24 protein-coding genes and 1 tRNA gene are annotated in these 23,362 nt (G+C 60.9%); 12 read left to right on the top strand and 13 right to left on the bottom strand.

Translation table 11 applies throughout. From position 1 onward, the window contains the following. The first annotated feature begins 186 nt into the window (after positions 1–186). On the top strand, positions 187–1,686 hold the full coding sequence (gene istA, locus B597_RS45295) for an IS21-like element ISPst3 family transposase (RefSeq protein ID WP_024162552.1): 1,500 nt from the start codon (positions 187–189) through the stop codon (positions 1,684–1,686). After that, positions 1,679–2,482 (top strand): IS21-like element ISPst3 family helper ATPase IstB, encoded by an 804-nt coding sequence (gene istB, locus B597_RS45290; RefSeq protein ID WP_003292149.1) that lies wholly within the window; start codon positions 1,679–1,681, stop codon positions 2,480–2,482. The genes istA and istB overlap by 8 nt, the downstream gene beginning before the upstream one ends. Positions 2,483–3,167: 685 nt before the next feature. Here the strand turns inward: istB and B597_RS45285 are convergent. After that, positions 3,168–3,908 (bottom strand): metallophosphoesterase, encoded by a 741-nt coding sequence (locus tag B597_RS45285; protein ID WP_003288345.1) that lies wholly within the window; start codon positions 3,906–3,908, stop codon positions 3,168–3,170. Positions 3,909–4,182: 274 nt separating this feature from the next. Here B597_RS45285 and B597_RS45280 point away from each other — a divergent pair, with 274 nt between their 5' ends. Then, complete coding sequence (locus B597_RS45280) at positions 4,183–4,458, top strand: pyocin activator PrtN family protein (RefSeq protein ID WP_003288343.1); 276 nt, start codon at positions 4,183–4,185, stop codon at positions 4,456–4,458. Here B597_RS45280 and B597_RS45275 read toward each other — a convergent pair. Continuing rightward, on the bottom strand, positions 4,432–5,586 hold the full coding sequence (locus B597_RS45275; RefSeq protein ID WP_024162551.1) for a site-specific integrase: 1,155 nt from the start codon (positions 5,584–5,586) through the stop codon (positions 4,432–4,434). The genes B597_RS45280 and B597_RS45275 overlap by 27 nt on opposite strands. A gap of 106 nt (positions 5,587–5,692) precedes the next feature. Here B597_RS45275 and dusA point away from each other — a divergent pair, with 106 nt between their 5' ends. Then, on the top strand, positions 5,693–6,709 hold the full coding sequence (gene dusA, locus B597_RS45270; RefSeq protein ID WP_024162550.1) for a tRNA dihydrouridine(20/20a) synthase DusA: 1,017 nt from the start codon (positions 5,693–5,695) through the stop codon (positions 6,707–6,709). 132 nt (positions 6,710–6,841) lie between these two features. Then, positions 6,842–7,768 (top strand): transaldolase, encoded by a 927-nt coding sequence (gene tal, locus B597_RS45265; RefSeq protein ID WP_003292152.1) that lies wholly within the window; start codon positions 6,842–6,844, stop codon positions 7,766–7,768. Here tal and rssC read toward each other — a convergent pair whose 3' ends face one another. Together rssC and rssB are read right to left on the bottom strand one after the other, a co-directional pair. Beyond that, complete coding sequence (gene rssC, locus B597_RS45260) at positions 7,769–8,251, bottom strand: anti-sigma factor antagonist RssC (RefSeq protein WP_003292153.1); 483 nt, start codon at positions 8,249–8,251, stop codon at positions 7,769–7,771. After that, the gene (gene rssB / locus B597_RS45255) at positions 8,248–9,432 is read right to left on the bottom strand and encodes a two-component system response regulator RssB (protein ID WP_003292154.1); all 1,185 of its coding nucleotides are present in this window, start codon (positions 9,430–9,432) and stop codon (positions 8,248–8,250) included. The genes rssC and rssB overlap by 4 nt, the downstream gene beginning before the upstream one ends. A gap of 195 nt (positions 9,433–9,627) precedes the next feature. Between rssB and B597_RS45250 the strand changes: the two genes are divergently transcribed. Beyond that, positions 9,628–9,927 (top strand): PilZ domain-containing protein, encoded by a 300-nt coding sequence (locus B597_RS45250; RefSeq protein ID WP_003292155.1) that lies wholly within the window; start codon positions 9,628–9,630, stop codon positions 9,925–9,927. A 48-nt stretch (positions 9,928–9,975) separates the two neighbouring features. On the opposite strand, the gene B597_RS45245 is transcribed toward B597_RS45250, so the two are convergent. Next, positions 9,976–10,677, bottom strand: a complete 702-nt coding sequence (locus B597_RS45245; RefSeq protein ID WP_003292156.1) for an MlaA family lipoprotein — start codon at positions 10,675–10,677, stop codon at positions 9,976–9,978. Between the two features lie 222 nt (positions 10,678–10,899). Here B597_RS45245 and B597_RS45240 point away from each other — a divergent pair, with 222 nt between their 5' ends. Continuing rightward, the gene (locus B597_RS45240) at positions 10,900–11,166 is read left to right on the top strand and encodes a DUF4404 family protein (RefSeq protein ID WP_003292157.1); all 267 of its coding nucleotides are present in this window, start codon (positions 10,900–10,902) and stop codon (positions 11,164–11,166) included. 48 nt (positions 11,167–11,214) lie between these two features. Here B597_RS45240 and queF read toward each other — a convergent pair whose 3' ends face one another. The 7 genes from queF to B597_RS45205 all read right to left on the bottom strand — a co-directional run bounded on the left by queF (position 11,215) and on the right by B597_RS45205 (position 17,327). Beyond that, complete coding sequence (gene queF / locus B597_RS45235; protein WP_003292158.1) at positions 11,215–12,045, bottom strand: NADPH-dependent 7-cyano-7-deazaguanine reductase QueF; 831 nt, start codon at positions 12,043–12,045, stop codon at positions 11,215–11,217. 92 nt (positions 12,046–12,137) lie between these two features. Continuing rightward, complete coding sequence (locus B597_RS45230; protein ID WP_003292159.1) at positions 12,138–12,917, bottom strand: ABC transporter permease; 780 nt, start codon at positions 12,915–12,917, stop codon at positions 12,138–12,140. Further along, positions 12,914–13,843 (bottom strand): ABC transporter ATP-binding protein, encoded by a 930-nt coding sequence (locus B597_RS45225; protein WP_003292160.1) that lies wholly within the window; start codon positions 13,841–13,843, stop codon positions 12,914–12,916. The genes B597_RS45230 and B597_RS45225 overlap by 4 nt, the downstream gene beginning before the upstream one ends. Positions 13,844–13,930: 87 nt before the next feature. Further along, positions 13,931–14,929 carry a succinylglutamate desuccinylase gene (locus B597_RS45220; protein ID WP_024162549.1) on the bottom strand — a complete coding sequence of 333 codons (999 nt, stop codon included), beginning with the start codon at positions 14,927–14,929 and terminating at the stop codon, positions 13,931–13,933. Between the two features lie 12 nt (positions 14,930–14,941). Further along, positions 14,942–15,223: a hypothetical protein gene (locus B597_RS45215; RefSeq protein ID WP_003282913.1), complete on the bottom strand. Its 282-nt coding sequence runs from the start codon at positions 15,221–15,223 to the stop codon at positions 14,942–14,944. Between the two features lie 57 nt (positions 15,224–15,280). Continuing rightward, positions 15,281–16,501 carry an aspartate aminotransferase family protein gene (locus tag B597_RS45210; protein ID WP_003292162.1) on the bottom strand — a complete coding sequence of 407 codons (1,221 nt, stop codon included), beginning with the start codon at positions 16,499–16,501 and terminating at the stop codon, positions 15,281–15,283. Positions 16,502–16,637: 136 nt separating this feature from the next. Next, positions 16,638–17,327 carry a crotonase/enoyl-CoA hydratase family protein gene (locus B597_RS45205; RefSeq protein ID WP_003292163.1) on the bottom strand — a complete coding sequence of 230 codons (690 nt, stop codon included), beginning with the start codon at positions 17,325–17,327 and terminating at the stop codon, positions 16,638–16,640. Between the two features lie 340 nt (positions 17,328–17,667). Between B597_RS45205 and B597_RS45200 the strand changes: the two genes are divergently transcribed. Together B597_RS45200 and B597_RS45195 are read left to right on the top strand one after the other, a co-directional pair. Beyond that, a tRNA-Ser gene (locus tag B597_RS45200) sits at positions 17,668–17,757 on the top strand. 153 nt (positions 17,758–17,910) lie between these two features. After that, on the top strand, positions 17,911–18,336 hold the full coding sequence (locus B597_RS45195) for a DUF1810 domain-containing protein (protein WP_003292164.1): 426 nt from the start codon (positions 17,911–17,913) through the stop codon (positions 18,334–18,336). A gap of 32 nt (positions 18,337–18,368) precedes the next feature. On the opposite strand, the gene B597_RS45190 is transcribed toward B597_RS45195, so the two are convergent. Next, a complete protein-coding gene (locus tag B597_RS45190; protein WP_003292166.1) occupies positions 18,369–18,881 on the bottom strand; it encodes a hypothetical protein in 513 nt (170 codons plus the stop codon). Between the two features lie 42 nt (positions 18,882–18,923). Between B597_RS45190 and B597_RS47200 the strand changes: the two genes are divergently transcribed. The 3 genes from B597_RS47200 (at position 18,924) to B597_RS45180 (ending at position 23,217) form a co-directional block, all read left to right on the top strand. Continuing rightward, positions 18,924–19,208: a hypothetical protein gene (locus B597_RS47200; RefSeq protein WP_152028208.1), complete on the top strand. Its 285-nt coding sequence runs from the start codon at positions 18,924–18,926 to the stop codon at positions 19,206–19,208. Between the two features lie 321 nt (positions 19,209–19,529). Further along, positions 19,530–20,681 carry a mechanosensitive ion channel family protein gene (locus B597_RS45185; RefSeq protein ID WP_003292168.1) on the top strand — a complete coding sequence of 384 codons (1,152 nt, stop codon included), beginning with the start codon at positions 19,530–19,532 and terminating at the stop codon, positions 20,679–20,681. Positions 20,682–20,772: 91 nt separating this feature from the next. After that, positions 20,773–23,217, top strand: coding sequence for an acyl-CoA dehydrogenase (locus B597_RS45180; RefSeq protein WP_024162548.1), 2,445 nt, complete (start codon positions 20,773–20,775; stop codon positions 23,215–23,217). Positions 23,218–23,362: the final 145 nt, after the last annotated feature.

The raw sequence follows: 23,362 nt of genomic DNA, 5'->3' as shown, positions 1-23,362 counted from the left end.
CCTTACACAAAGCTGAGTCTTATATTACATTAATGCTAAGCGGAGCTTACGTGTGATGTGCTCTTAACCTCTGTTGCCGCTGACCGAAAACTGACCCAGTAGAGGCTGTTCTGCCGACTGAAAACTGACCCAGGTGTTCAACTGCTTCTGCTCAATTTTTGAGCAGGAGAACACAGGGTGATCAGTATGGAAATGATGGGCAAAATTCGGCGGATGTATTTCCGCGACAAGCTGTCGCTGCATGAGATAGCCAAGCGCACCGGGCTGGCGCGCAACACGATTCGCAAGTGGGTCAGAGCACCTGAGGCCAAGCAGCCGGTGTACCAACGCCGCGCGATCTTTAACAAACTCAGCCCTTTTCACGCCACGCTAGAGCAGGCGCTAAAAGCCGATTCGCTGCGCCCCAAGCAACAGCGGCGCAGTGCCAAGGCGCTGTTGGCGCAAATCAAAGCCGATGGTTATGACGGTGGCTACAGCCAGCTCACCGCGTTTATCCGTGCCTGGCGAGGGGGACAGGGCAAGGCGTCGCAGGCCTTTGTGCCGCTGACCTTTGCTCTTGGCGAGGCGTTTCAGTTTGACTGGAGCGAGGAAGGCTTGCTGGTCGGCGGCATTTACCGGCGTATGCAGGTGGCACATCTGAAGCTGTGTGCCAGCCGTGCGTTCTGGCTTGTGGCGTATCCGAGCCAGGGCCATGAGATGTTATTTGACGCCCATACACGCTCGTTCGGCGCCTTGGGCGGCGCGCCGCGCCGGGGCATCTACGACAACATGAAGACCGCCGTCGACAAGGTCAACAAGGGCAAAGGCCGGGCGGTGAATGCACGCTTTGCGGTGATGTGCGCGCATTACCTGTTCGATCCGGACTTCTGCAACGTCGCCGCTGGTTGGGAAAAGGGCATCGTTGAAAAGAACGTGCAAGACAGCCGCAGGCGTATCTGGCTAGACGCCCAGGACTGCCAGTTTCACTCCTTCGAGGAACTCAATGCCTGGCTGGGCCAGCGCTGCCGCGCGCTTTGGAACGAGCTGACGCACCCTCAATACAGCGGGCTGAGTGTAGCCGAAGTGCTGGAGTTGGAGCGCGCTGAACTGATGCCTGTGCCAGCGCCATTCGACGGTTACGTCGAGCGGCCTGCGCGGGTCTCCAGCACCTGCCTGGTCAGCGTCGGGCGCAACCGCTACTCGGTGCCGTGTGAGTACGCGGGTAAGTGGGTCAGCAGCCGTTTGTATCCGACGCGAATCGAGGTGGTGGCTGACGACGCGCTGATCGCCAGCCATGTCCGCTTGCTGGATCGCGACCAGGTCAGCTATGACTGGCAGCACTACCTCCCGCTGATCGAACGCAAGCCCGGTGCGCTGCGCAACGGCGCGCCCTTTGCTGATCTGCCGGCGCCGCTGCGTCAGCTTAAGCACGGTCTGGGGCGTCATGCCGGCGGTGACCGGATCATGGCGCAAGTCCTGGCTGCCGTACCGGTCGCCGGACTCGATGCCGTGCTGGTAGCCGTTGAGCTGGTACTGGAGAGCGGCAGCCTGAGCGCCGAACACATCCTCAATGTCGTGGCACGGCTGACAGCATCCGAACCACCACCCAGCGTCGAAACCCACTTGTCGCTCAAGGAAGCCCCCGTCGCTAACACGGCGCGCTACGACCGCCTGCGTGGCCAGGCCGAGGAGGTCGGTCATGCGTGATTTGATGGCGGAACTCAAGGAGCTGCGCCTGCACGGCATGGCCACGGCCTTGGCGGAGTTAACTGCACAGGGTGAGTCGAACACAGCCTCGTCCAAGTGGCTGCTCGAACACCTGCTGGAACAAGAGCACACAGATCGCGCCATGCGCTTGGTGAGCCACCAGATGAACATGGCCAAGCTGCCGATGCACCGCGATCTGGCCGGCTTCGACTTCAGCGCCTCCAGCGCCGACGCTCGCTTGATCAGCGAGCTGGCCAATCTGAGCTTTACCGACACCGCGCAGAACGTGGTGCTGATCGGCGGCCCAGGCACCGGTAAAACCCACCTGGCCACCGCACTGGCCGTGTCCGGCATCACCCGGCATGGCAAGCGCGTGCGCTTCTACTCCACGGTCGATCTGGTCAATCTGCTGGAGCGCGAAAAACACGACGGCAAAGCCGGGCGGATCGCCCAGGCACTGCTGCGCATGGATCTGGTCATCCTCGACGAACTGGGTTATCTGCCGTTCAGCCAGGCTGGCGGTGCGTTGCTGTTTCACCTGCTGTCCAAGCTGTACGAACACACCAGCGTGGTGATCACCACCAACCTGAGCTTCGCCGAATGGTCGAGCGTGTTCGGCGACGCCAAGATGACCACCGCCCTGCTGGATCGGCTGACCCACCACTGCCACATCGTCGAAACCGGTAACGAGTCCTATCGCCTGCAACACAGTAGCTTGGCGGCCCAGGCCAAGATCAAATCACGGGAGCGAAAGCGTAAGGGCGGCCAGGAACCGGAGGACGATGAGTCGTTCTGATTTCATGGTGACGACGGCCTGCTGCATGGCTGCATGTGGCAGGTCTTCAACAGCTGAACTGGGACAGCGAGGGAGTGGGTTCAAAAGCAGCTGCGCTGGTAGACTTATCCACAGTTGCTGGTAACAAAATCAGCAATCCGCCCTGGGTCAAATTTCAATCGGCAGGGTGGGTCAATTTTCCATCAGCGCCAACAATAGCTACCGCTGTACATATCTACTAACGCCTTTCTCCGGCGATGCCCAGGGTAGCAGTGGATCACACTCAGCCATCGTTCAACATCACGGAAAATTGATGCGTGTCCGCGACAACCACACGCTGGGTGAGACTTTCCACATGGAAACCGCTATTGATCCGCAGTTTGGGATAAGCCACTAACAGCAATAGCTACCACTGCACATATATTCTAGCGCCCTTCTCTGGCGATGCCTGGGGTAGCAGTGGATCATACTTAGTCATCGCTCATGACCGCGGACAATGTGTCCGCGAAGACTAGGGGCTGAGTGAGAATTTCCACATGGAAACTGCTATTGATGTAGGTTTTGGGTAAGCCGCTTGCAAAGAAAGGCTACCGCCGGCCGGCACGTTGCGATCGAAGTCTTGCACTTGCAGGACAGAACGTACGGTAGACGACTCTCAATAACGGCAAACTAACAGCGGATAGACGGCGACTAGAGCAAGGGTCTACTAGCAAAGCTCTATAACAAGTGCCGGTCGAAAACCTGACTCTTCTTTAGGATATCCTCTTTGGTTGGAGACTATCCGGGTACCCTCCACTATGTAATCAACGGACGTATGTGTGTGACCATGCACCCATAGGGCCACGCGGTCAGAGCCCATCAAGTCTTCCCATTGGTTTGCGAAAGCCGCGTCTAAGATCGTCCCTGCATATGGACTTTCCTCAAGTGACCTGAGAGTTGGTGCGTGATGGGTGATTACTACCGTCGGCCCTTCATGTCGTTTTGCAAGCATGCCGCCAAGCCATTCCCGCGTTGCAGTAGATTTCTTGATCAAATCTTGCGGCTTGATGCGCCGGAAGTTTTCTGTCCGAATCTGACGGAAGTCACTCAAGGTCTGTTGAGCGCTCCGCGCGGCTACAGATCGGTGCCCTGTGGCAGCGAAGTCAGTCCACATTGTTGCCCCCAAAAAACGCACTCCTCCTATCACAACTTCATCGTGATCCATGACGCGAACTCGCTCATCAGCGGCCGCCTGCATCGCCTCAAACGTTTTTTCGAGGTGGCCCCGGTAGTACTCATGATTTCCAGGCACATACAGCACAGGGCATGTGAAAGCAGTTCGGGCCCATTCGATTCCTCTGATACCGAGATCAATGTCGCCCGCCAATATGACCAGATCCGCGTTATGCACCTCCGGCATGAAGACCTCAAACTCGTTGTGCAGGTCTGAGAGAATATGAATTCGCATCGGTTCTCCTGGTGTACAGAGGCAACCCCAACCCAATCTCCGCATACGCGGAGCAACGAACGGACAGTAATCGCTCCAAAGCAGAAAAATAGCACTTATCGACGTCTAATTTCGTCGATAGGCTAATTTGAGAGGAAACGACTCATTCCAACCATATAAAAATGAGGAAAATCGAGCAACTAGAGCGCGACGTGAACAATCCCACCTATACCAGCAGCACCAACAAGGTCAATTGGTTTGCTAGTTTCGCCAAACTTCGTCATGAGGCGCCAGAATGAACACCTTCTTTCTACTCATGGCTCAGTACAACGGCAAAGCTGTAATCCCCTTGGAGGACATCTGCCGTGACTACTTTATGCACCTTACTCCAGAAATGTTCCAACGGAAGGTGCTTGCAGGCCAGATCAAAATCCCTTTGATGCGAATAGAATGCAGCCAGAAAAGTACAAAAGGTATTCACTTGTCAGACTTGGCCGCCTACTTGGATAAGCGGCATGCCGAGGCGTTAGAAGAGTATCAAAAATTAAACGGTGTTCGCCGTATTGGTTGACTTTCTTCTCGACACCCAAACCCCAAAAGAAACCTTCATATCTATAATCGTAGGCAGCCAGCACCAACCCGTATATCGATCTCCGTCACCATGCAGATGCGTATAACGTCTGAGCGAGTTCCAGTCTCTGTGGCCTGATACGCTAGCTACCGCAGGGATATCCCACCCCAGTTCGAATAGACGGCTGATCCCTTCATGTCGCAAGTCGTGAAAGTGAAGATCTTTTATACCGGCCCGTTCGACCGCACGCATCCAGGCCCCTTGGATAGCGTCAGTGGTGTAAGGAAAGATCTCTTGGTATTCACGAGGCATGCTCTGAACTATTGCCCAGGCTTCATCAGGGAGACGGCACCAAACGTCATTTCCCCATTTATCTCCCGGGTTTTTCATATCCCGTACCAAGACCGCCTTTCGTGAAGGGTCTAAATCGTCCCACCGGATCCGAACAATCTCCTCTTGGCGGCGAGTTGAGAATAGAGCAAACGCCATAACTTTTGGCATATGTATCGAGGTAGGGCGCGGGCGAAGCACTTCTTGGAAACGCTGAAGTAGCTTGTCCAGCTCTGCCATAGTGGGACGACGGTCCCGCTCCTGGCTTTTAAGCCTGTAGCCTAGCTTGGAGAGGACACGACGGGCCTCTACCATGCATATACCATCAACCTCGTAACCCCATGCGGGCCGCGCTACCGATAGAACGGCCCCCAGATGGGCTAAATCATTACCCACGGTCTGGGGTTTGACGCCTCCCCCTTCAGGACTCATGCGCCATAGCGCATAATCGACCAGTACTTGGCTATTGAGCTCGCGATCAGTCTTGGTACCCAGTGTGGTCTTCGCAATGGCAGCCAAGGTGGCTTTCTTCGTCTTACCCAGCGGGCGGGCTCTGCCCACCTCCTCTAGATACTTGTCGATTATGTCCGACAGTTGAACGCCCTTATGCCGTGCCCGCTGAATGGCACCTGGCTCAGCTAGCTCCGTTTCTCGTCGCTTAGCCCACGCTTCGGCCGCTTTTTTGCGAGAAAAGGTCATGCTTTCGGTATGAACCTGCTGCCCGTTCTTCTTGAGTCGGATCTGTGCGGTATAGCTCATAGAGCCATCGGCTCGTTTACGGGCTCGAATCGTTGCCATGCGAGTGCTCTGACCGGTGGTACATACTGGTATCTTGGTGGTACAGCGTACCACCTGGCTTTAATAAATGCCCTGAAACCCCTGAAAATACGTTGGTAGCGCGTAGATGACTAAAGAAGCAAATATTACCTCAAAGCCTTTAAAAACGGGCACTTCAGGATTCCGACGCTTCTCCGTCGCGCCGATGATGGACTGGACGGATCGTCACTGCCGGTTCTTCCTCCGCCAGCTTTCCCGGCATGCCCTGCTCTACACCGAGATGGTCACTACCGGTGCATTGCTGCATGGCGATGCCGCGCGATTCCTGCGGCACGACGAAAGCGAACATCCGCTGGCATTGCAGTTGGGTGGCAGCATGCCGAATGAGCTTGCAGCCTGTGCGAAGCTGGCCGAAGCCGCGGGTTATGACGAGGTGAACCTTAACGTCGGCTGCCCCAGCGATCGGGTGCAGAACAACATGATCGGCGCCTGCCTGATGGGGCATCCACAGCTGGTGGCCGACTGCGTGAAGGCGATGCGCGACGCCGTGGGGATCGAGGTGACGGTCAAGCATCGCATCGGCATCAACGGACGCGACAGCTATGCCGAGCTGTGCGACTTCGTCGGCCAGGTGCGCGAGGCTGGCTGTCGCAGCTTCACCGTGCATGCACGCATCGCGATTCTCGAAGGGCTCTCGCCCAAGCAGAACCGCGAGGTACCTCCGCTACGGTACGACATCGCTGCACAGCTGAAGCAGGACTTTCCGGATCTCGAACTCATCCTCAACGGCGGCATCAAAACGCTGGATGAGTGCCGTGCGCACCTGCAGACCTTCGATGGCGTCATGCTGGGCCGCGAGGCATACCACAACCCCTATCTGCTGGCGCACGTCGATCAGGCACTGTTCGGTAGCGACACCCCGGTGATCGGTCGCGCGCAGGCGCTGCGCAACATGCGACCGTATATCGAGCGACACCTGGCCGAGGGTGGCGCCATGCACCACGTGACCCGCCATGTGCTCGGGCTTGGCCAGGGTTTTCCGGGGGCCAGACGCTTCCGCCAGCTGCTTTCGGTGGACATCCACAAGGCGAGCCAGCCCCTTGCGCTACTCGATCAGGCAGTGGCCCTGCTCGAGGGGCACTGATCAGATCCAGCAAGGAACGGACCCGAACTATTTCGATCAAAGGCGAGGCGCACCCGGGTCCATCCGCTCATTGAGGAGGCCGACCGGCTCGGGTAAGGTCATGCCCACTCACAGGACGGAGCCCTCCCTTTTATGACTTCCAAGCTGGAACAACTCAAGCAGTTCACTACCGTCGTCGCCGACACGGGCGACATCGACGCCATCGCCCGCCTGAAGCCGGTGGATGCCACCACCAATCCCTCGCTGCTGCTCAAGGCTGCCGCCATGCCCCGCTATGCCGAGCACCTCGGCAACGCCATGCAGCAGTGCCACGGCGATATCGGCCTGGCCTGCGATCTTTTCGCCGTAGCGGTGGGCAAGCAGATCCTGGAGCTGATTCCGGGCCGTATTTCCACCGAAGTCGACGCACGGCTCTCGTTCGACACCCAGGCCATGGTCGAGCGCGGCGAGCGCCTGATCGGCCTCTACGACCAGGCAGGTATCGGTCGCGAGCGCGTGCTGATCAAGATCGCGTCCACCTGGGAAGGCATTCGCGCGGCCGAACAGCTGGAGAAGGCCGGTATTCAGACCAACCTCACACTGCTGTTCTCCTTCACCCAGGCCGTGGCCTGTGCGGAAGCCGGCGTGTTTCTGATCTCGCCTTTCGTCGGCCGCATCTACGACTGGTACAAGAAGCACGAGGGCCGCGATTATCAAGGGGCGGAGGATCCGGGCGTGCAATCGGTCAGTCGTATCTACGACTACTACAAGGCACACGGTTACAAGACGGTGGTGATGGGCGCGAGTTTCCGCAATGCCGGACAAATCGAAGCGCTGGCCGGTTGTGATCGTCTGACTATCAGCCCGGAGCTGCTCGGCCAGCTCGCCGAAGCCAGCGGCACTCTGGAGCGCAAGCTACAACCAGGCCGCGAATCCGAACCACGCATGAGTCTGGATGAAAGCAGCTTCCGCTGGGGACTGAACGAGGACGCCATGGCCACCGAAAAACTTGCCGAGGGCATCCGTCAGTTCGCGCGGGATCAGGAAAAACTCGAGGCGCTGCTGGCCAAACTGGCCTGATCAGGACCGCTCCAGTGCGGTGACGAGGTCATGGAAGGCCTCGCGATTTGATTCGTTGAGGCTCATCAGGATCCGGTGAGCTTCCAGTACCTTGGCCTTCACCACGTCCTCCGATTGGTCCTGCGAAGGCAGATCGGCCAGGCACTCGGGACACGGCAGTGGGGTGTCGACGATGTTGAACACCTGATCGAAACCCATCGACTGCAACAGCCGAGTAATGTCCGGATGCGTGGTGACCAGGGTCGGCAGCATGCCGACCTTCTGCCGCGAAAGGATCGACAGCTTGGCCAGCAGGCCAAGAGTGGTGCTGTCGATGCTGCGGCTCTCGGTCAGATCGATGACGATGGAAGAGAAATTCCGTGACGAGAAGATCTTCTCGATCGTTGCATCCAGCGCCGAACAGAGCGTCAGACGGATCTCACCAATGAATTTCAGAACAAAGGTGCCATCCATCTCGGCGAACTGGATTCTACCAGTACTCATGCAAGGTTCCTGCTCAACACCAGCAAGGCGATATCGTCGGGCATGTCAGCCAGTTCGGCCAACCCGAAGACTCGACGCAATCCATCCAGCGTGCCACCGGCGTCCGTTATCAGACCGGGCAGCGCGGACTCCTTTTCTTTGAGTGTCTCCCCAGGCAAAAGGTCCAGAATGCCGTCGGAGAGCAAGGTCAGGCTGAAGGTTTCCGGCAGCTTCAGCTCGAAATTCTGATATGTCGCTTCAACGAACAGGCCAACCGGCAGCCCCCGCCCTTCCAGATAGCGGGCGCTTTCGCCGTTGTACAGCACCGGCATCGGCAGATGCCCGCCGATGCTGTAGTGCAACACGTCACGCTCCTGATCGATCACCCCACCCAGCATGGTGACGTGCTTACCCAGCTTGCAGTTGATCAGCCCCCGATTGATGTGATCGAGCACCTCCGAAGGCTTGAACTCGCGGAGCATGCCGCCGCGGCGCGATTCGTACAACAGGCGGGTCGTCATGAACTTGAGCAGAACGGTTACGAATGCCGACGACGCACCGTGCCCGGAAACGTCAGCCAGGTAGAACCCGATGCGTCGCTCATCGACCCGAAAGTAATCGACGAAGTCCCCCGACAGGTATAGCGAAGGAATGATCTGATGAGCGAAGTCGAAGCCATCGGCGCTCCAGGGCGTCACCGGCAGCATGTTCATCTGCACCTGACGGCCGGCGTCCTGGTCCTCCTGCAATAGATGCAGACTGGCCTGCAGATCACGGTTGGCCGTTTCCAGCTGCTCCCGATAGCGCCGATTCTCCAGCCGCAGACGCGAACGATCCAGCGCGCGACGCACCGCATGCTCGAGCATCGCCAGGTCTTCGAGAGGCTTGATCAGGTAGTCGGCTGCGCCCAGGCGCAGCGCCTCCACCGCATCGCTCATCACCCCGGCGCCGGACACGACGATCACCGGCAGGTCGAGCTGGCGTTCGCTGATCTGACGGATCAATTCCAGCCCGTCCATCTGCGGCATGCGCAGATCACAGATCACCAGATCGGGCTGCTCCGATTCGAAGAGCTCCATGCCCTGCGGGCCATTGGCAGCCTGCAGAACACGAAAACCACTGTCATCCAGATAGGCGGCCAGACTGGCTCGAACCACATCGTCGTCATCAATGATCAGCAGCGTCGCGCTTGGTTTATGCATGTTCCTACCAGGCGGTGTCGCCAGGATGATTGGCGAAAGCATTGGCCCTGCGTGAGCGCTGGGCATGGGTTCGTTTCAAGGCGCAGACGGTACTCCCATACGATCGGGGATTCAAGCCGACCGCCAGGCGCCTTTACAGGCCGAATTGAGCAGAGCTATAAGAAAGCTGCGAGCCATATATAAAAGGTTGGAGCCATGACCCAGAAAGACCGTGATTACAGCGAAAAACGCGATTTCATCCGGATGCAGATCGAAACCACCGTCGCACTGGAATATGGCGATACAAAACTCAGCGGCACCTGTATCGACCTCTCCAGCACCGGCATGCAGGTGCTGGCACGCAGCGCGCTGCGCAGCGGCGACAAGGTGCGTGTGCTGATCCCCTCCGAGCACAGCGAACTCAAAGGCCTGGACGCACAGACCGAAGTGGTGCGCGTCAGCCAGCTCGACGATGGCCGGCAGAATCTGGGACTGGCCATCATCTCGATGTCCTGAGCGTTACCGCCCGTTTTCCGGACTGGCCGCGCCTGGCGCGGCCGTGCTTCAGAAATCGTCTTCGACCTGCCCATCCAGGGTGCGGAATTCGCGGTTCTGCAGATAGGCGTTACGAACGAAGATATACCGGTCACCGCGAATCATCTTCTCGGCGGACAACAGGCTGGCTCGGGTATCGATCAGATCGAAGCCACGCGTCACGTTGCGCGTCGGCACATGTTCCATGTGCGGATAGGGCTCGAGAAACGAATCAGGCACCCGGCCGACGGCATCACGCACCGTGCTTGGTCCAAGCAGCGGCAGCACGACATACGGCCCACTTCCAAGCCCCCAGGCGCCCAGCGTCTGGCCGAAGTCCTCATCGTTCTTCTGCAGGCCCATGTGGGTTGCGACATCGAAGAAGCCGAGCACACCGAAGGTGGTGTTGAACAGGATGCGACTGGTGTCGATGCCAGCGTCATGAACCTTGCCCTGCAGCAGATCGTTGGTCAGCACCACCACATCGCCGAGGTTGCTGAACACGTTGCCGATGCCGTCTTCGAGGAAGCCCGGCGTGACCTTCTGGTAGCCCTGGGCCAGCGGCTTGAGCGAGTAGGTATCGACGGTATCGTTGAAGCGGAACACCACGCGGTTGACGCCTTCCCACGGATCTTCCTCGACAGCCAGCGAAGGCGCGGCGCCAAGCATGGCGACCGTGGCAACAAAACTGGCCTTGAGCACGGCGATCCAGGCCGTAGATATCTTGGGCATTGCTCTTTTCTCCCTAGGTAGTGGTGCACGCGGCGCACCGACGCAGACCGCGCAGTATAGAGTGATCATCCGCTTTTCGGCAGTCAGCCGGACATTCCGCCTGTCGTCGTCATGCCTGGCCCCGTTGCCTGCAAAGGAACAGACAAGCTCAGGCCTCTGGTTTAACCTTCGGTTATCGGGGCTCACCCCACGTTGTCCGTAAACCCATGAGAGGGAAGCAATATGCCGGAACATGATCTGCAGTCGCAGCTCGAAGAACTGCGTAATCAACTGGCCCAGGACGCGCCGCTGACCGACGAGGAGCGGGCTTCGCTGCATGCGATTGCCCAAGACATCGAAGTTCGCCTGGCGACACAGGGCAATACCGACTACAACGACTCGCTGGTCGATGGCGTGAACCTGGCCGTCGAGCGTTTCGAAGTCAGCCACCCGGGCATGGCCATGACACTGCGCAATATCATGCAGACCCTGGCCAACATGGGCATCTGAAGCGCGGCGCGCCCGGGGCCGCGGCGAATGCCGATGCGGCCCCTCGCGTCACTGGCGCACCAGGCGGCGATTGTCCACGACCATCGCCTCGGTGCTGCGATAGGGATTGATGTCCAGCCCCCCGCGACGCACATATCGCGCATAGACCGTCAGCTTCTCGGGCCGCAGCAGGCGCTGCAGATCGAGGAAGATGCGCTCCACGCACTGCTCGTGAAAATCGGCGTGCTGGCGAAAGCTCACCAGATACGCCAACAGACTCTCCGGCTGCAGCGCCGCACCGCGATACTCGACTACCAGGCTGCCCCAGTCCGGCTGGCCGGTGACCGGGCAATTGGATTTGAGCAGATGACTGTGCAGGGACTCGTCGACCATACGTCCCGCATCACAGGTCAACAGCTCCGGTTGCGGATGATCGTAGTGTTCGATGGCGACATCCAGCTCGTCGATACAGCGTCCCGGCAGCGCCACCACTCCTTCGGCGGCGACTTCATCCAGCGTACGCAGCCGCACCTTCACAGGCTTGCCGGCAGCAGCGGAAAGATCGGCGACCATCACCTCGAGCAGCGCCTCTCGCGACTCGAAGTGCGACTGGTTCAATGAGTTGAGGTAGAGCTTGAACGACTTGGATTCAATGATGTTCGGCGAGTCCGCCGGAATCTCGAATTCACCGATCGCCACCACCGGCTTGCCAGAAGGCAGCAGCCAGGAGAGCTCGTAGCAGTTCCACACATCCACGCCCCTGTAAGGCAGCGTCTCGACCGTCAGGCCGAGTTCGGCCCATTTCGGCGCACGCGCAATCGGGAACAGCAGGTGCGGGCTGTAAGTGGCAACGTAGGCGCTGGACTTGCCCAGCGGAGAGAGTTCGGCGGGATGCTGCATTGGAAAAATGACCTGAACGAAAACGCCGCGAAGTTTAGCGCTTCGCGGCGTTCTTTTCAGCGACATCGGTGCAATGGCCAGCTACAGCACGATTACTGGCGCATCCCCCGCCCGGTCTGGAGCAGACGTACGGAAACCAGATAGAGCACCGCCACCGCCACCAGCATGAAGCTGATGGCCACGCCAATGCGGATATCCGAAACGCCGAGGATGCCGTAACGGAAGGCATTGACCATGTGCAGCACCGGATTGGCCAGCGACAGCGTCTGCCAGAACGGCGACAGCAGATTGATGGAATAGAACACCCCGCCCAGGTACGTCAGCGGCGTCAGGACGAAGGTCGGAATGATCGAGATGTCATCGAAGTTACGGGCAAACACCGCATTGATGAAGCCGCCCAGAGCAAAGATGCTCGCCGTCAGCGTGATCACCAGCACCGTGACGCCCAGGTGGTGGACCCGCAAATCGGTGAAGAACATCGACAGCAGCGTCACGATCACTGCCACCGCCAGGCCGCGCGTGATGCCGCCCAGGGCGAAACCGATGACGATCACGTGTGGCGAGACCGGCGAGACCAGCAGCTCTTCGATGGAGCGCTGGAACTTGGTACTGAAGAAGCTCGACACCACGTTGCTGTACGAGTTGGTGATCACCGACATCATGATCAGCCCCGGCACGATGTAGTCCATATAGCTGAAGCCGCCCATCTCGCCGATCCGCGCACCGATCAGGCTACCGAAGATGACGAAATACAGCACCATGGTGATCGCCGGGGGCAACAGCGTCTGCGGCCAGATACGGGTGTAACGGCGAATCTCGCGCTGAACGATGGTCTGCAGCGCAACCAGGTTGGGACGCAGTTCGCCGCTCATGACTTCACCTTCAGGTTGTTCTCCACCAGCGACACGAACAGCTCCTCCAGTCGATTGGTCTTGTTGCGCAGGCTCAGCACCTCGATGCCCTGCGCGCTGAGCAGGCGGAACAGCTCGGTCACGCCCTGGCTCTTCTCGACCTGCACCTCGAGGGTGTGATGGTCGATCAGGCGAGACGGATAATTGCCCAGTTCAGGCGCCACCAGCTGCGATTCCTTGAGGTCGAGCAGGAAGGTTTCCACGTGCAGCTGCTTGAGCAGCTCGCGCATGCTGGTGTTCTTGACGATCTGGCCGTGGTCGATGATGCCGATGTTGCGGCATAGCTGCTCGGCCTCCTCCAGATAATGGGTGGTGAGGATGATGGTGATGCCTTCCCGGTTGAGCTCGGTGAGGAACGACCACATCGAACGGCGCAGCTCAATGTCCACGCCTGCCGTGGGCTCATCGAGGATAAGCAGGCGCGGCTGGTGGATCAGCGCACGGGCGATCATCAGGCGACGCTTCATGCCGCCGGAAAGCATCCGCGACGACACATCACGCTTGTCCCACAGGCCCAACTGGTTGAGGTAACGTTCGGCCCGCTCCTTGGCGATCTTCGCCGGGATGCCGTAGTAGCCGGCCTGGGTGACCAGAATGTCGAAGGCCTTCTCGAACTGGTTGAAGTTGAACTCCTGAGGCACCACGCCCAGGCAACGCTTGAGCCCGGACGGGTCACGGTCCAGGTCGTGGCCGAACACATTGACCGTGCCGCCGCTCTTGTTTACCAGAGTGGAAAGAATTCCGATGGTGGTGGATTTGCCGGCGCCATTGGGGCCGAGCAAGGCGAAGAAGTCACCTTCGGCCACGTCCAGATCGATGCCTTTGAGGGCCTGGAAGCCGTTGCCGTAGGTCTTGGTCAACTGCCGGATGGACAGAGCAGTACTCATAAGAATATGCACACAACACGAAGGGAGAGGTGGTAGATAAGGGCGTAAAGGGCCAATTGCAACCATCCATTTCCTCGGCCGGCCGTCTCAGCCCTGCGCTTCGGACGCGTCCAGCGGCACCACGAGCAGCGCCACGCGCTGCCCTTCGGCAACATCCGCCATGGGAAACAGGATGCGTGCACCCGGCTCGTCGACCACCCAGCGAGCCCCGTCATCCTCGGCCAGAACACTACCGGGCGGGACGGGTGCGAAGTTTTCGATGTCGGCCGGCAGGCACAGCCGAAACCGCGGGCTGCGCTTGATGATCTCGCGGGAGACCCGCAGCAGTTGCGGCGGCGCCTGTACATCGGATGGCGCTGGGCGCCCCTCGATCATCGCAATGAGGCCGGCCTCGAACCGCGTCACCGCGGGCGCCAGTGCCTGGCCCTTGCCTTCGGCGAGCTCCACGGTGAGCGCCTCGGCGTCGTGCAGCATGGCGCTCAGCGCACTGAAGGTGGCAGTGGCCTGACGCTGCAGCACGACGCCCTCGATGGCCAACCCCTGCAGCCGGTCCAGCACATCGGACGCCACCCGCTGGCCGGCCTGCCAGGGACAGATGGCGAACTGAGCGAGCTGCGACGGACGCATCGCCGAATGCAAATCGTAGTGTCGGCGCTGGCGACCAGAACGGTTGAAAAACCCACTGACCAACGCCTCCAGCTCCGCCGCCCGAATGGCTTCTGCACCCCACACGTCGGCATGCGCGCCGCGAAAGAGACGATTCAGGTCATGGTCGACCTCCCTCGCCATGCGGCGCATCGCCGCAGGATTGGCGAACAGCAGCAACAGCCGCGCCCGGGGTTGCACGTCGCCGCGGGCGAGCGCGCGGATCAGCCGATCCAGGACATGGATGGGGATGAGCTCATTGCCATGCACACCTGCCGAAAGCAGCAGGTCGAGGCCCTGATCCTGGCAGGTCGGCGGCGATACCAGCAGCGCGCCGTCGGCCAGCCAGTGCAGCTTCACCCCGGCGGGGGTGAGCTGGATCTTCTCGCAGGGCTCGCGCCCCGCGAGGGTCAGTTCCAGTAGCTTGCCGATGGCGAGCATGCCAGCCTGCCGTCAGTGATTGCAGTCAGGGCCGTGGACGTGCTCGTCGTCATCGGCCTCGACCGGCTCCATCTCCAGCTGCAGGCTGACCAGATTGGTGGCCAGCGGACGCAGCACCAGGTTGGCGTATTCGGTATCGCCATCCTCGACATCCACGCCGATCATCAGCTGGCCATTGCCGACCTGCTGAATCCACACCTCACGCCCCTGCCAGATCACGGCGAAACGGGTACAGGAGGTTTCCAGTTGGGTTCCGTCGACGTCTTCCAGAACCAGTTGCAGGCTATCGCTCATTCAATTGCTCTCGCTAAGTTGGCGGCGTGGCGCGAATGGCGCCGCGCACGGGATTGCTCAGGCCTGGGTCAGGGTCGCGATGGCGCGCTCGAACCGGTCCAGCCCTTCGTCGATATCAGCTTGGTCGATGACCAGGCTCGGCGCCAGGCGGACCACATCCGGACCAGCCTGCAGCACCATCAGCGCTTCCTTTTCTGCGGCGGCGCAGAAGGCACCGGCCTTGCCTTTCCAGGCGTCGGTCAGCACACAGCCGATCAACAGGCCACGCCCACGCACCTGGCCGAACACGCCGTAGCGTTCGCCGATCTGCATCAGCCGGGTCTTGAAGCGTTCGTGCCGCGCCTTCACTCCATCCAGCACCTCGGGCGTGTTGACGATATCCAGCACCGTCTCGGCCACCGCGCAGGCCAGCGGATTGCCGCCATAAGTGGTGCCGTGGGTGCCGACGCTCAGGTGCGCGGCAATCTCGTTGGTGGTCAGCATCGCACCGATGGGAAAACCACCGCCGAGACTCTTGGCATTGGTCAGGATGTCCGGCGTTACGCCGTAATGCATGTAGGCAAACAGCTCGCCGGTGCGGCCCAGGCCGGTCTGCACCTCGTCGAAGATCAGTAGCGCGTTGTGCTCGTCGCAGAGCTGGCGCGCACCTTCCAGGTAGGCCTGCTCGCCCGGCAGAATGCCGCTCTCGCCCTGGATCGGCTCCAGCACCACGGCACAGGTCCTGTCGGAAATCGCGGCTTTCAAGGCGTCGAGATCGTTGTAAGGCACATGGGTGATGCCTTCGATCTTCGGCCCGAAGCCATCGGAATACTTCGACTGACCGCCCACCGTGACGGTGAACAGGGTGCGGCCATGGAAGCTGTTGAGCGCCGAGATGATCTCGAATTTCTGCGGACCGTAAACATCATGCGCATAACGGCGGGCCAGCTTGAATGCCGCCTCGTTGGCCTCCGCACCGGAATTGCAGAAGAAGGCGCGGTCGGCGAAGGTCGCTGCCACCAGCTTCTTGGCCAGGCGCAGTGCCGGCTCGTTGGTATAGATGTTGGAAATGTGCCAGAGCTTGCCAGCCTGCTCGGTCAACGCCTCGACCATTGCCGGGTGGGCATGCCCCAGCGCGTTGACTGCGATGCCGCCGGCGAAGTCCACCAGTTCTCGCCCGCTCTGATCCCATACTCGCGAACCCAGGCCACGCACCGGCACGAAGGCGGCAGGGGCGAAGGTGGGAACAATGACCTGGTCGAAATCGGCGCGTTCTACCGGGGTGTGCGGGGCGGACATCGGGGCTCTCCTGCGAGGCGACACTGAGTGAGAAATGAAAACGCCCCGCCATCGGCGGGGCGTCACCCGCGCAGTGTAAACGCAGGGCCGGCCCTCGTGCGCACTCGAGCAGAAATTCTCTTGCTCAGCCGATCGATCAGCCGAAGTGCTGCTGGTCGAGTGCGATTGCCTGGTCGAGGGTTTCCAGCAGCGCCTTGCGCACTTTGAGCTTGGTGTTCCTGTGCGCCACCATGTTGATCTTCTTCAACTGTTCGGCCGCGGCCTTCGCCACCGCCAGCAGCTCACCGGTCGACACCACCTTGTCGAAGAAACCGGCATCCACCGCGCCTGCCGGATCGAACATCTCGCCATTGATCACCGAGCGCTGGAATGCCGACCTGCGCAGACGGTCACGCGCCAGCTCGATACCGGCATGATGCATGGTCATGCCGATCTGCACCTCGTTGAGGCCGATATTGAACGGCCCCTCCACCCCGATGCGGTAGTCGGCCGACAGCAGCAGGAACGCGCCCTTGGCAATCGCATGCCCGGGGCAGGCGACGATGATCGGGAACGGATGCGCCAGCATCCGCCGCGAGAAGGTCGAACCGGTAGCGACCAGCGCCATGGCGTTCTCGGGCCCCGAGGTCATCACCTTGAGATCGTAGCCGCCAGACAGAATCCCCGGCTGTCCGGTGAGGATCACGATGGCACGATCCTGTTCGGCGCGATCCAGCGCCGCATTGAGCGCCTCGAATACCGCAGGCGAGAGGGCGTTGACCTTGCCATTGCACAGCGTCAACGTGGCGACACCGTCTTCGAATTGGTAGGAGACCAGCTCACTCATGACGAGATTCCTTGTTTTTGAAGTGGACAGACGTTACCCAGCGCTCCGCCCCAGGTAAAGCGCGGCGACCGACCGGCCGGTCACCCTTTTGCCATCCATCGCAGCAAATGGCACGTACAGACGGCCGGCCTGGCGGCGGCGCCATTTGATGGCATTGCAGCCCCCCTGCGCCGATCACATGCCCGGATAGCCGGCGATAGCGTCGAGCGCATCCACGCAAAGCCACCGCCCGCATGAAGCGGATTTGTTAAGCGCATGAATAAGCTAAAAAAGTTTTTGCCAAAGGCAGTTCGTTCGATTACATTAGCGCGCCTCGACGGACATGAACCTCCGTCGATCCGGTGAGGTGTCCGAGCGGTTGAAGGAGCACGCCTGGAAAGTGTGTATACGAGAAATCGTATCAAGGGTTCGAATCCCTTCCTCACCGCCAGATTCGATTCAAGCAAAACCCCTGACTTCCCGCGAAGCCAGGGGTTTTTGCGTTTAGCCCAGACACACCTCAGGCACCGCGCGTCCGCCAGCGGTTGTCGCATTTACCAGCCTGTAGCAGATTGCCCGGCATCCTTTTCACAGGAACGCCGCCATGCCCGACCCCTACGCCCTGCAACGCTTCGTCGACGCCCAGCAGAGCCAGTACCAGCAAGCGCTGGACGAGCTGCGGGCCGGTCGCAAGCGTACGCACTGGATGTGGTTCGTCTTTCCCCAGCTGCAAGGGCTTGGCCACAGCGCCATGGCGCAGCGCTACGCCATTTCCGGCCGAAACGAGGCGCTCGCCTATCTGCAGCACCCGCTATTGGGGACACGACTGCGAGCCTGCACGGAAGCGATGCTCGAACATCGTTCCGCCAGTGCGCAGCGCATTCTTGGGAGCCCGGACGATCGCAAGTTCCATTCCTGCATGACACTGTTCGCCCGCACCGCACCGCAACCGGCGCTATTCGAGGAAGCCTTGCGCGCCTTCTTTGACGGCCGACCGGACCCCGCCAGCCTTGCACGCCTGGGCACCTGATCGGCAATGACGGCAAAGGCTCCCAGCGACAGCTAACGCTGCCCCGCCGCGCCACCGGTTGGGCCGCCCGTCGTGGCGCCTCCCCTAGCGGCACCCGGCGCAGCGTTACCGCCACCTGTTCCGATTCCACCCGGAGGAGTGACGCCAGCCGGGTTGGCGTTTCCATTGGCAGCACCGGGAGTCGTGGATGGCGGCATCGTGCCGGGAGCCGGACTGGTCGGCGCGCCGTCAGTCGGCTGCTCCAGGTTGTCCCGGGTACCCGGTAGCCGCGTCCCTGCCGGCGGATTCGCCGCGCCGGGCACACGCGGCCGCGGATTGTCCGCATCGCTCTGCACACCACCCCGGTTAGCGCCGGGCAGCTGATTCGGCGCGGCGCCCGGCTCGCGAATACGGTTGATGTCCCGCCCGATCTGCTGGCGATTTTCCTGCAAATCGGTGCCCATTCGGTCGCGCTCCTGCTGCAGGGTCATGCCATCTTCCTGCGCTGACACAGTAGCGGCGAAAGCGGACAACAGCAGCAATAGCGGTAGCTTCTGTGCATTCATTGGTTTGTCTCCAGAACCGTGTACTTAATAGGAGACAAGTGAATGAGCCGTGCAGCTCAACGGCAATCGCGGATTTGTGGCGTGAAACTTGCTGGCGTTTATCCCTCAGGGGTAAATGTTCGGCACGTCTCATTTCCAAGCCAGCGCGGCGTGAAATCGAGCGAGCCATGCTTTCCCGCCCTTCTGACCAGGCGACAATCCGCACAACATAAAAAAGAAAAAGGCCATGTCATGCTCAAGCAGAAGAAATTCCGGCAGGTGACGCTGATCGTCATCGCCACGGCAGTGATCCTGATCCTGCCAAACCTGTCTCGCATAATCAGCTGAGCGCCGCCAGCTTTGCCGATGCGCCTGCGCGACCTGTTTCCACTGCATAGTTACGGCCCTGAGTTCGCGCGACGGCGCGCCAAGCTTGCCGCCATGGCCAGGGTGCAGGGCGCCCGGTAACGAGATGCGAGCATGCTATCCGCCTGCCGGTCGATCGACACCGCAGGCCGGGATCAACCGCTGCCGCCCTGCGCTCGAACGGGCGCGCAGCGCTCTTTCAGCGACAGTCGTATGCTTCCGACCGGGGAACTTCTGCGCAGTGAGGGCCACTGAAAAACGTGGTCTTCACTGCATCAAGCACACCCTTGCCGGAGGATTTGGATGAACTGGGACGCCCTGCTCAACGAAACATTCTGGATCGACGTCGCCATCGTGCTGGGCATCACCATCGCCAGCTACCTGATCCTGCGCACCATCCTCGGTATCGTCACCAGGCGCCTCAGCAAGCTCGCCACCGGTTCCAGGACCAAATTCCTCGGCATTGCCGCCGAACTGCTCGCTCGCACCAGTCACCTGCTGATCTTGGCTTTCTCGCTGCTCATCGCGCTGAAGACGGTGGAGCTTCCGGCACGCTGGGAATCGACCATGTCCCATGGCTGGTTCATCGCCCTGGCCTTCCAGATCGCCCTGTGGATGGATACCGGCGTACGCCTGTGGATGGAAAGCCTGGCCCGCGACGGCAAGGCCCGCAACCCGGTGACCACCACCATCATCGGCATCATGATCCGCATCGTGGTGTGGACCATGATGCTGCTGTCGATCCTCGCCAACCTCGGAGTCGACATCACCGCCCTGATTGCCAGCCTCGGGGTCGGCGGTATCGCCATTGCCCTGGCGGTACAGACGCTGCTCAGCGACATCTTCGCCTCGCTGTCGATCGGCGTGGACAAACCGTTCGAGATAGGCGACTTCGTGGTCTTCGGCGAAGTCGCCGGCAACATCGAGCACATCGGCCTGAAGACCACCCGCATTCGTGCACTCAGCGGTGAGCAGGTCGTCGTCGCCAATGCCGACCTGCTTCGGCAGATCGTGCACAACTACAAGCGCATGAACACCCGGCGCATCGTCTTCCAATTCGGCATCACCTACGACACACCCACCGAGAAGGTGAAAGAAGTGGCCGAACTGGTGAAGCGGATCATCGAAGGTATCGAGGTGGCCAAGTTCGATCGCGCGCATTTCCTGGGCTTCGATGACAGCCAGCTGACCTTCGAAGTCGTCTACATCATGCAGGTCTCGGACTACAACCGGTACATGGATACTCAGCAGGAGATCAACCTCGCCCTGCTGGCCGGCATCCGTGAAATGGACGTGCAGTTCGCCTTCCCGACCCGCAGCATCGAGTTCATCGGCGGCCGGCTGCCGGAGGTCACGGTGGCCGGCATGCCTCAGCAGAGAGCCTCGACCAGCAGCCAGGCTGCCGACGAGTCTGCCGCGCAACCACGCGGCCCCCAGTCAAGCGCACAGGAATAAATGCCGCGGCGACGCCCTGCCACTTCGCTGCGATGGTGCAAGCGCCTATGCTGAAGACGGAAGTCGATTTATCTATAAAAGGACAAGACTCATGACGCTGCTCTGGCTACTGATACTCCTGCTCGGCATTGCCATGCTCGCCCACCTACGCGTATCACCCCGACTGGCACTGGCGATCGTCGCCACCTACCTGATCTTCATGACCGCGGCCGAAACCTCCGGTGTGGTGGTCCTTCTGCTCTGGCTGGCACTGATCGCCGTAGCCGTGCCGCTGCTGGTCGCCGATGTGCGCCGCAAGTATTTCAGCGGCCCGATGTTCGACTGGTTCAAGAAGGTGCTGCCACCCATTTCCGCCACCGAACGCGATGCCATCGATGCCGGCACCGTCTGGTGGGACGGTGAGCTGTTCAGCGGCCGGCCGAACTGGGACACCCTGCTCGGCTACCCACGGGCGCGCCTGACCGAGGAAGAACAGGCGTTTCTCGACGGCCCCACCGAAACCCTCTGCGCCCTGGTCAGCGAATGGGACATCGCCCAGCGCATGGACCTGCCAGCGGCGGCCTGGGACTACATCAAGGCCGAAGGTTTCTTCGCCCTGATCATTCCCAAGGAATATGGCGGCAAGGGCTTCTCGGCCTATGCCCATTCGCAGATCGTCATGAAGCTGGCCACCCGCAGCGGCGACCTGGCCAGCACCGTGATGGTGCCCAACTCCCTCGGTCCGGCCGAGCTGCTGATGCACTACGGCACCGACGAACAGCGCAACCATTACCTGCCGCGCCTGGCCAACGGCACGGATATCCCCTGTTTCGCACTGACCGGCCCCTACGCCGGCTCCGACGCCGGCGCCATGAATGACAGCGGCGTGATCTGTCGCGGCCTCTGGCAGGGCGAGGAAGTACTCGGTCTGCGCCTGAACTGGGAGAAGCGCTACATCACCCTCGGTCCGGTGGCCACGCTGCTCGGCGTGGCCTTCAAGACCTACGACCCGGAGCATCTGCTGGGCGATGAGGAAGAACTGGGCATCAGCCTGGCGCTGATCCCCACCGACACCCCCGGCGTAGAGATCGGCCGCCGTCATCTGCCACTGGGCGCGGCCTTCATGAACGGACCGAACTGGGGCAAGGACGTTTTCGTGCCGCTGGAAGCCATCATTGGTGGCCGCGACATGATCGGCAAAGGCTGGATGATGCTGATGAATTGCCTCTCGGTCGGCCGCTCGATCTCCCTGCCGGCGACCGGCACCAGCGCAGCCAAGGTCTGCAGCTATGTCAGTGGCCGCTATGCGCAGGTCCGCGAGCAGTTCAATGTGCCCCTGGCCGCCTTCGAGGGCATCCAGGAGCCGCTGGCGCGGATCGGCGGCAATGCCTGGCTGATGGATGCCGCGCGGATTCTCACCGCCAACGCCGTCGACCTGGGCGAGAAGCCCTCGGTGCTTTCGGCAATCCTCAAGTATCACCTCACCGAACGCGGCCGAGCCTGCATCACCGACGCCATGGATATCCACGGCGGCAAGGGCATCATCCTCGGGCCGAACAACTACCTCGGCCGGATGTGGTTGTCGGCGCCGATTTCCATCACCGTGGAGGGTGCCAACATCCTCTCGCGTAACCTGATGATCTTCGGCCAGGGTGCGATCCGCTGCCATCCATTCGTGCTGCGTGAGATGGAGCTGGTCCACGAACCGGACCGCGATGCGGCGGTGGTGAAGTTCGACGAGTTGCTGATGCAGCACATTGGCTTCGCCGTCAGCAACACTGCCAGCACTCTGCTGCTGGGCCTCAGCTTCGGCCTGATGGGGCGTGTGCCCGGGACGAACGTCACACAGCCCTACTTCCGCGCCCTCAACCGCATTGCGGCGGCGTTCGCCATGCTCGCCGACCTGTCGATGATGCTGCTGGGTGGTGAACTCAAGCGTCGCGAGCGCCTGTCCGCCCGCCTCGGTGACGTACTCAGCCACCTTTATCTCGCATCGGCGGCGCTCAAGCAGTTCCATGACCTTGGCCACCCCAGCGAACAGGAGCCGTTGCTGCGCTGGGCGCTGGAGGACTGTCTCGAAAAAGCCGAAACCGCGCTGCAGGAGGTGCTGGCCAACTTCCCCAACCGAATCCTCGGCCACCTGCTGCAGGCCCTGGTGTTCCCCTTCGGCGCACGGCACAAGGGGCCATCCGATGCGCTGGACGCCGAAGTCGCCGCCCTGCTCGGCCGCCCCGAAGGCGACCCGGCGCTGGAACGCATCCTCGACGGCATGTACCGCCCGCATGACCCCGAGCAGCCGCTCGGCGCGCTGAAACATGCGTTCGAAATGCTCGCCGCCAGTCAGGGCGCAGCGAAGAAGCTGGGCAAGGCGGTCAAAGGCGGCACGGTCACACCCGCTGCCGGCGAGAGCATGATCGATGCGGCACTGGCAGCCGGCGCCCTCGACGCCACCGAGGCCGAACAACTGCGGACGGCCGAACTGGCGCGACGCAAGGTGATCGACGTGGACGACTTCGCCAAGGACGAGCTCGAGTTGCAGGACGGCCGCATTCGCTGAGCCCGGACAGCAGCCCGAGGGTGGAGCTTTAGCCCACCATCGATCAGGCACCGGTGGTGGGCTGAAGCCCACCCTACGGCCAGTCATGAAGCCGTAGGGTGGATGTCGATTTTCACATCCACCGGCTCGCCTGGTGGACGTGATC

Origin of the sequence: Stutzerimonas stutzeri KOS6 (assembly GCF_000307775.2) — a bacterium.
GTDB lineage: Bacteria > Pseudomonadota > Gammaproteobacteria > Pseudomonadales > Pseudomonadaceae > Stutzerimonas > Stutzerimonas stutzeri_B.
This window is presented reverse-complemented; position numbering and strand designations above follow the sequence as displayed.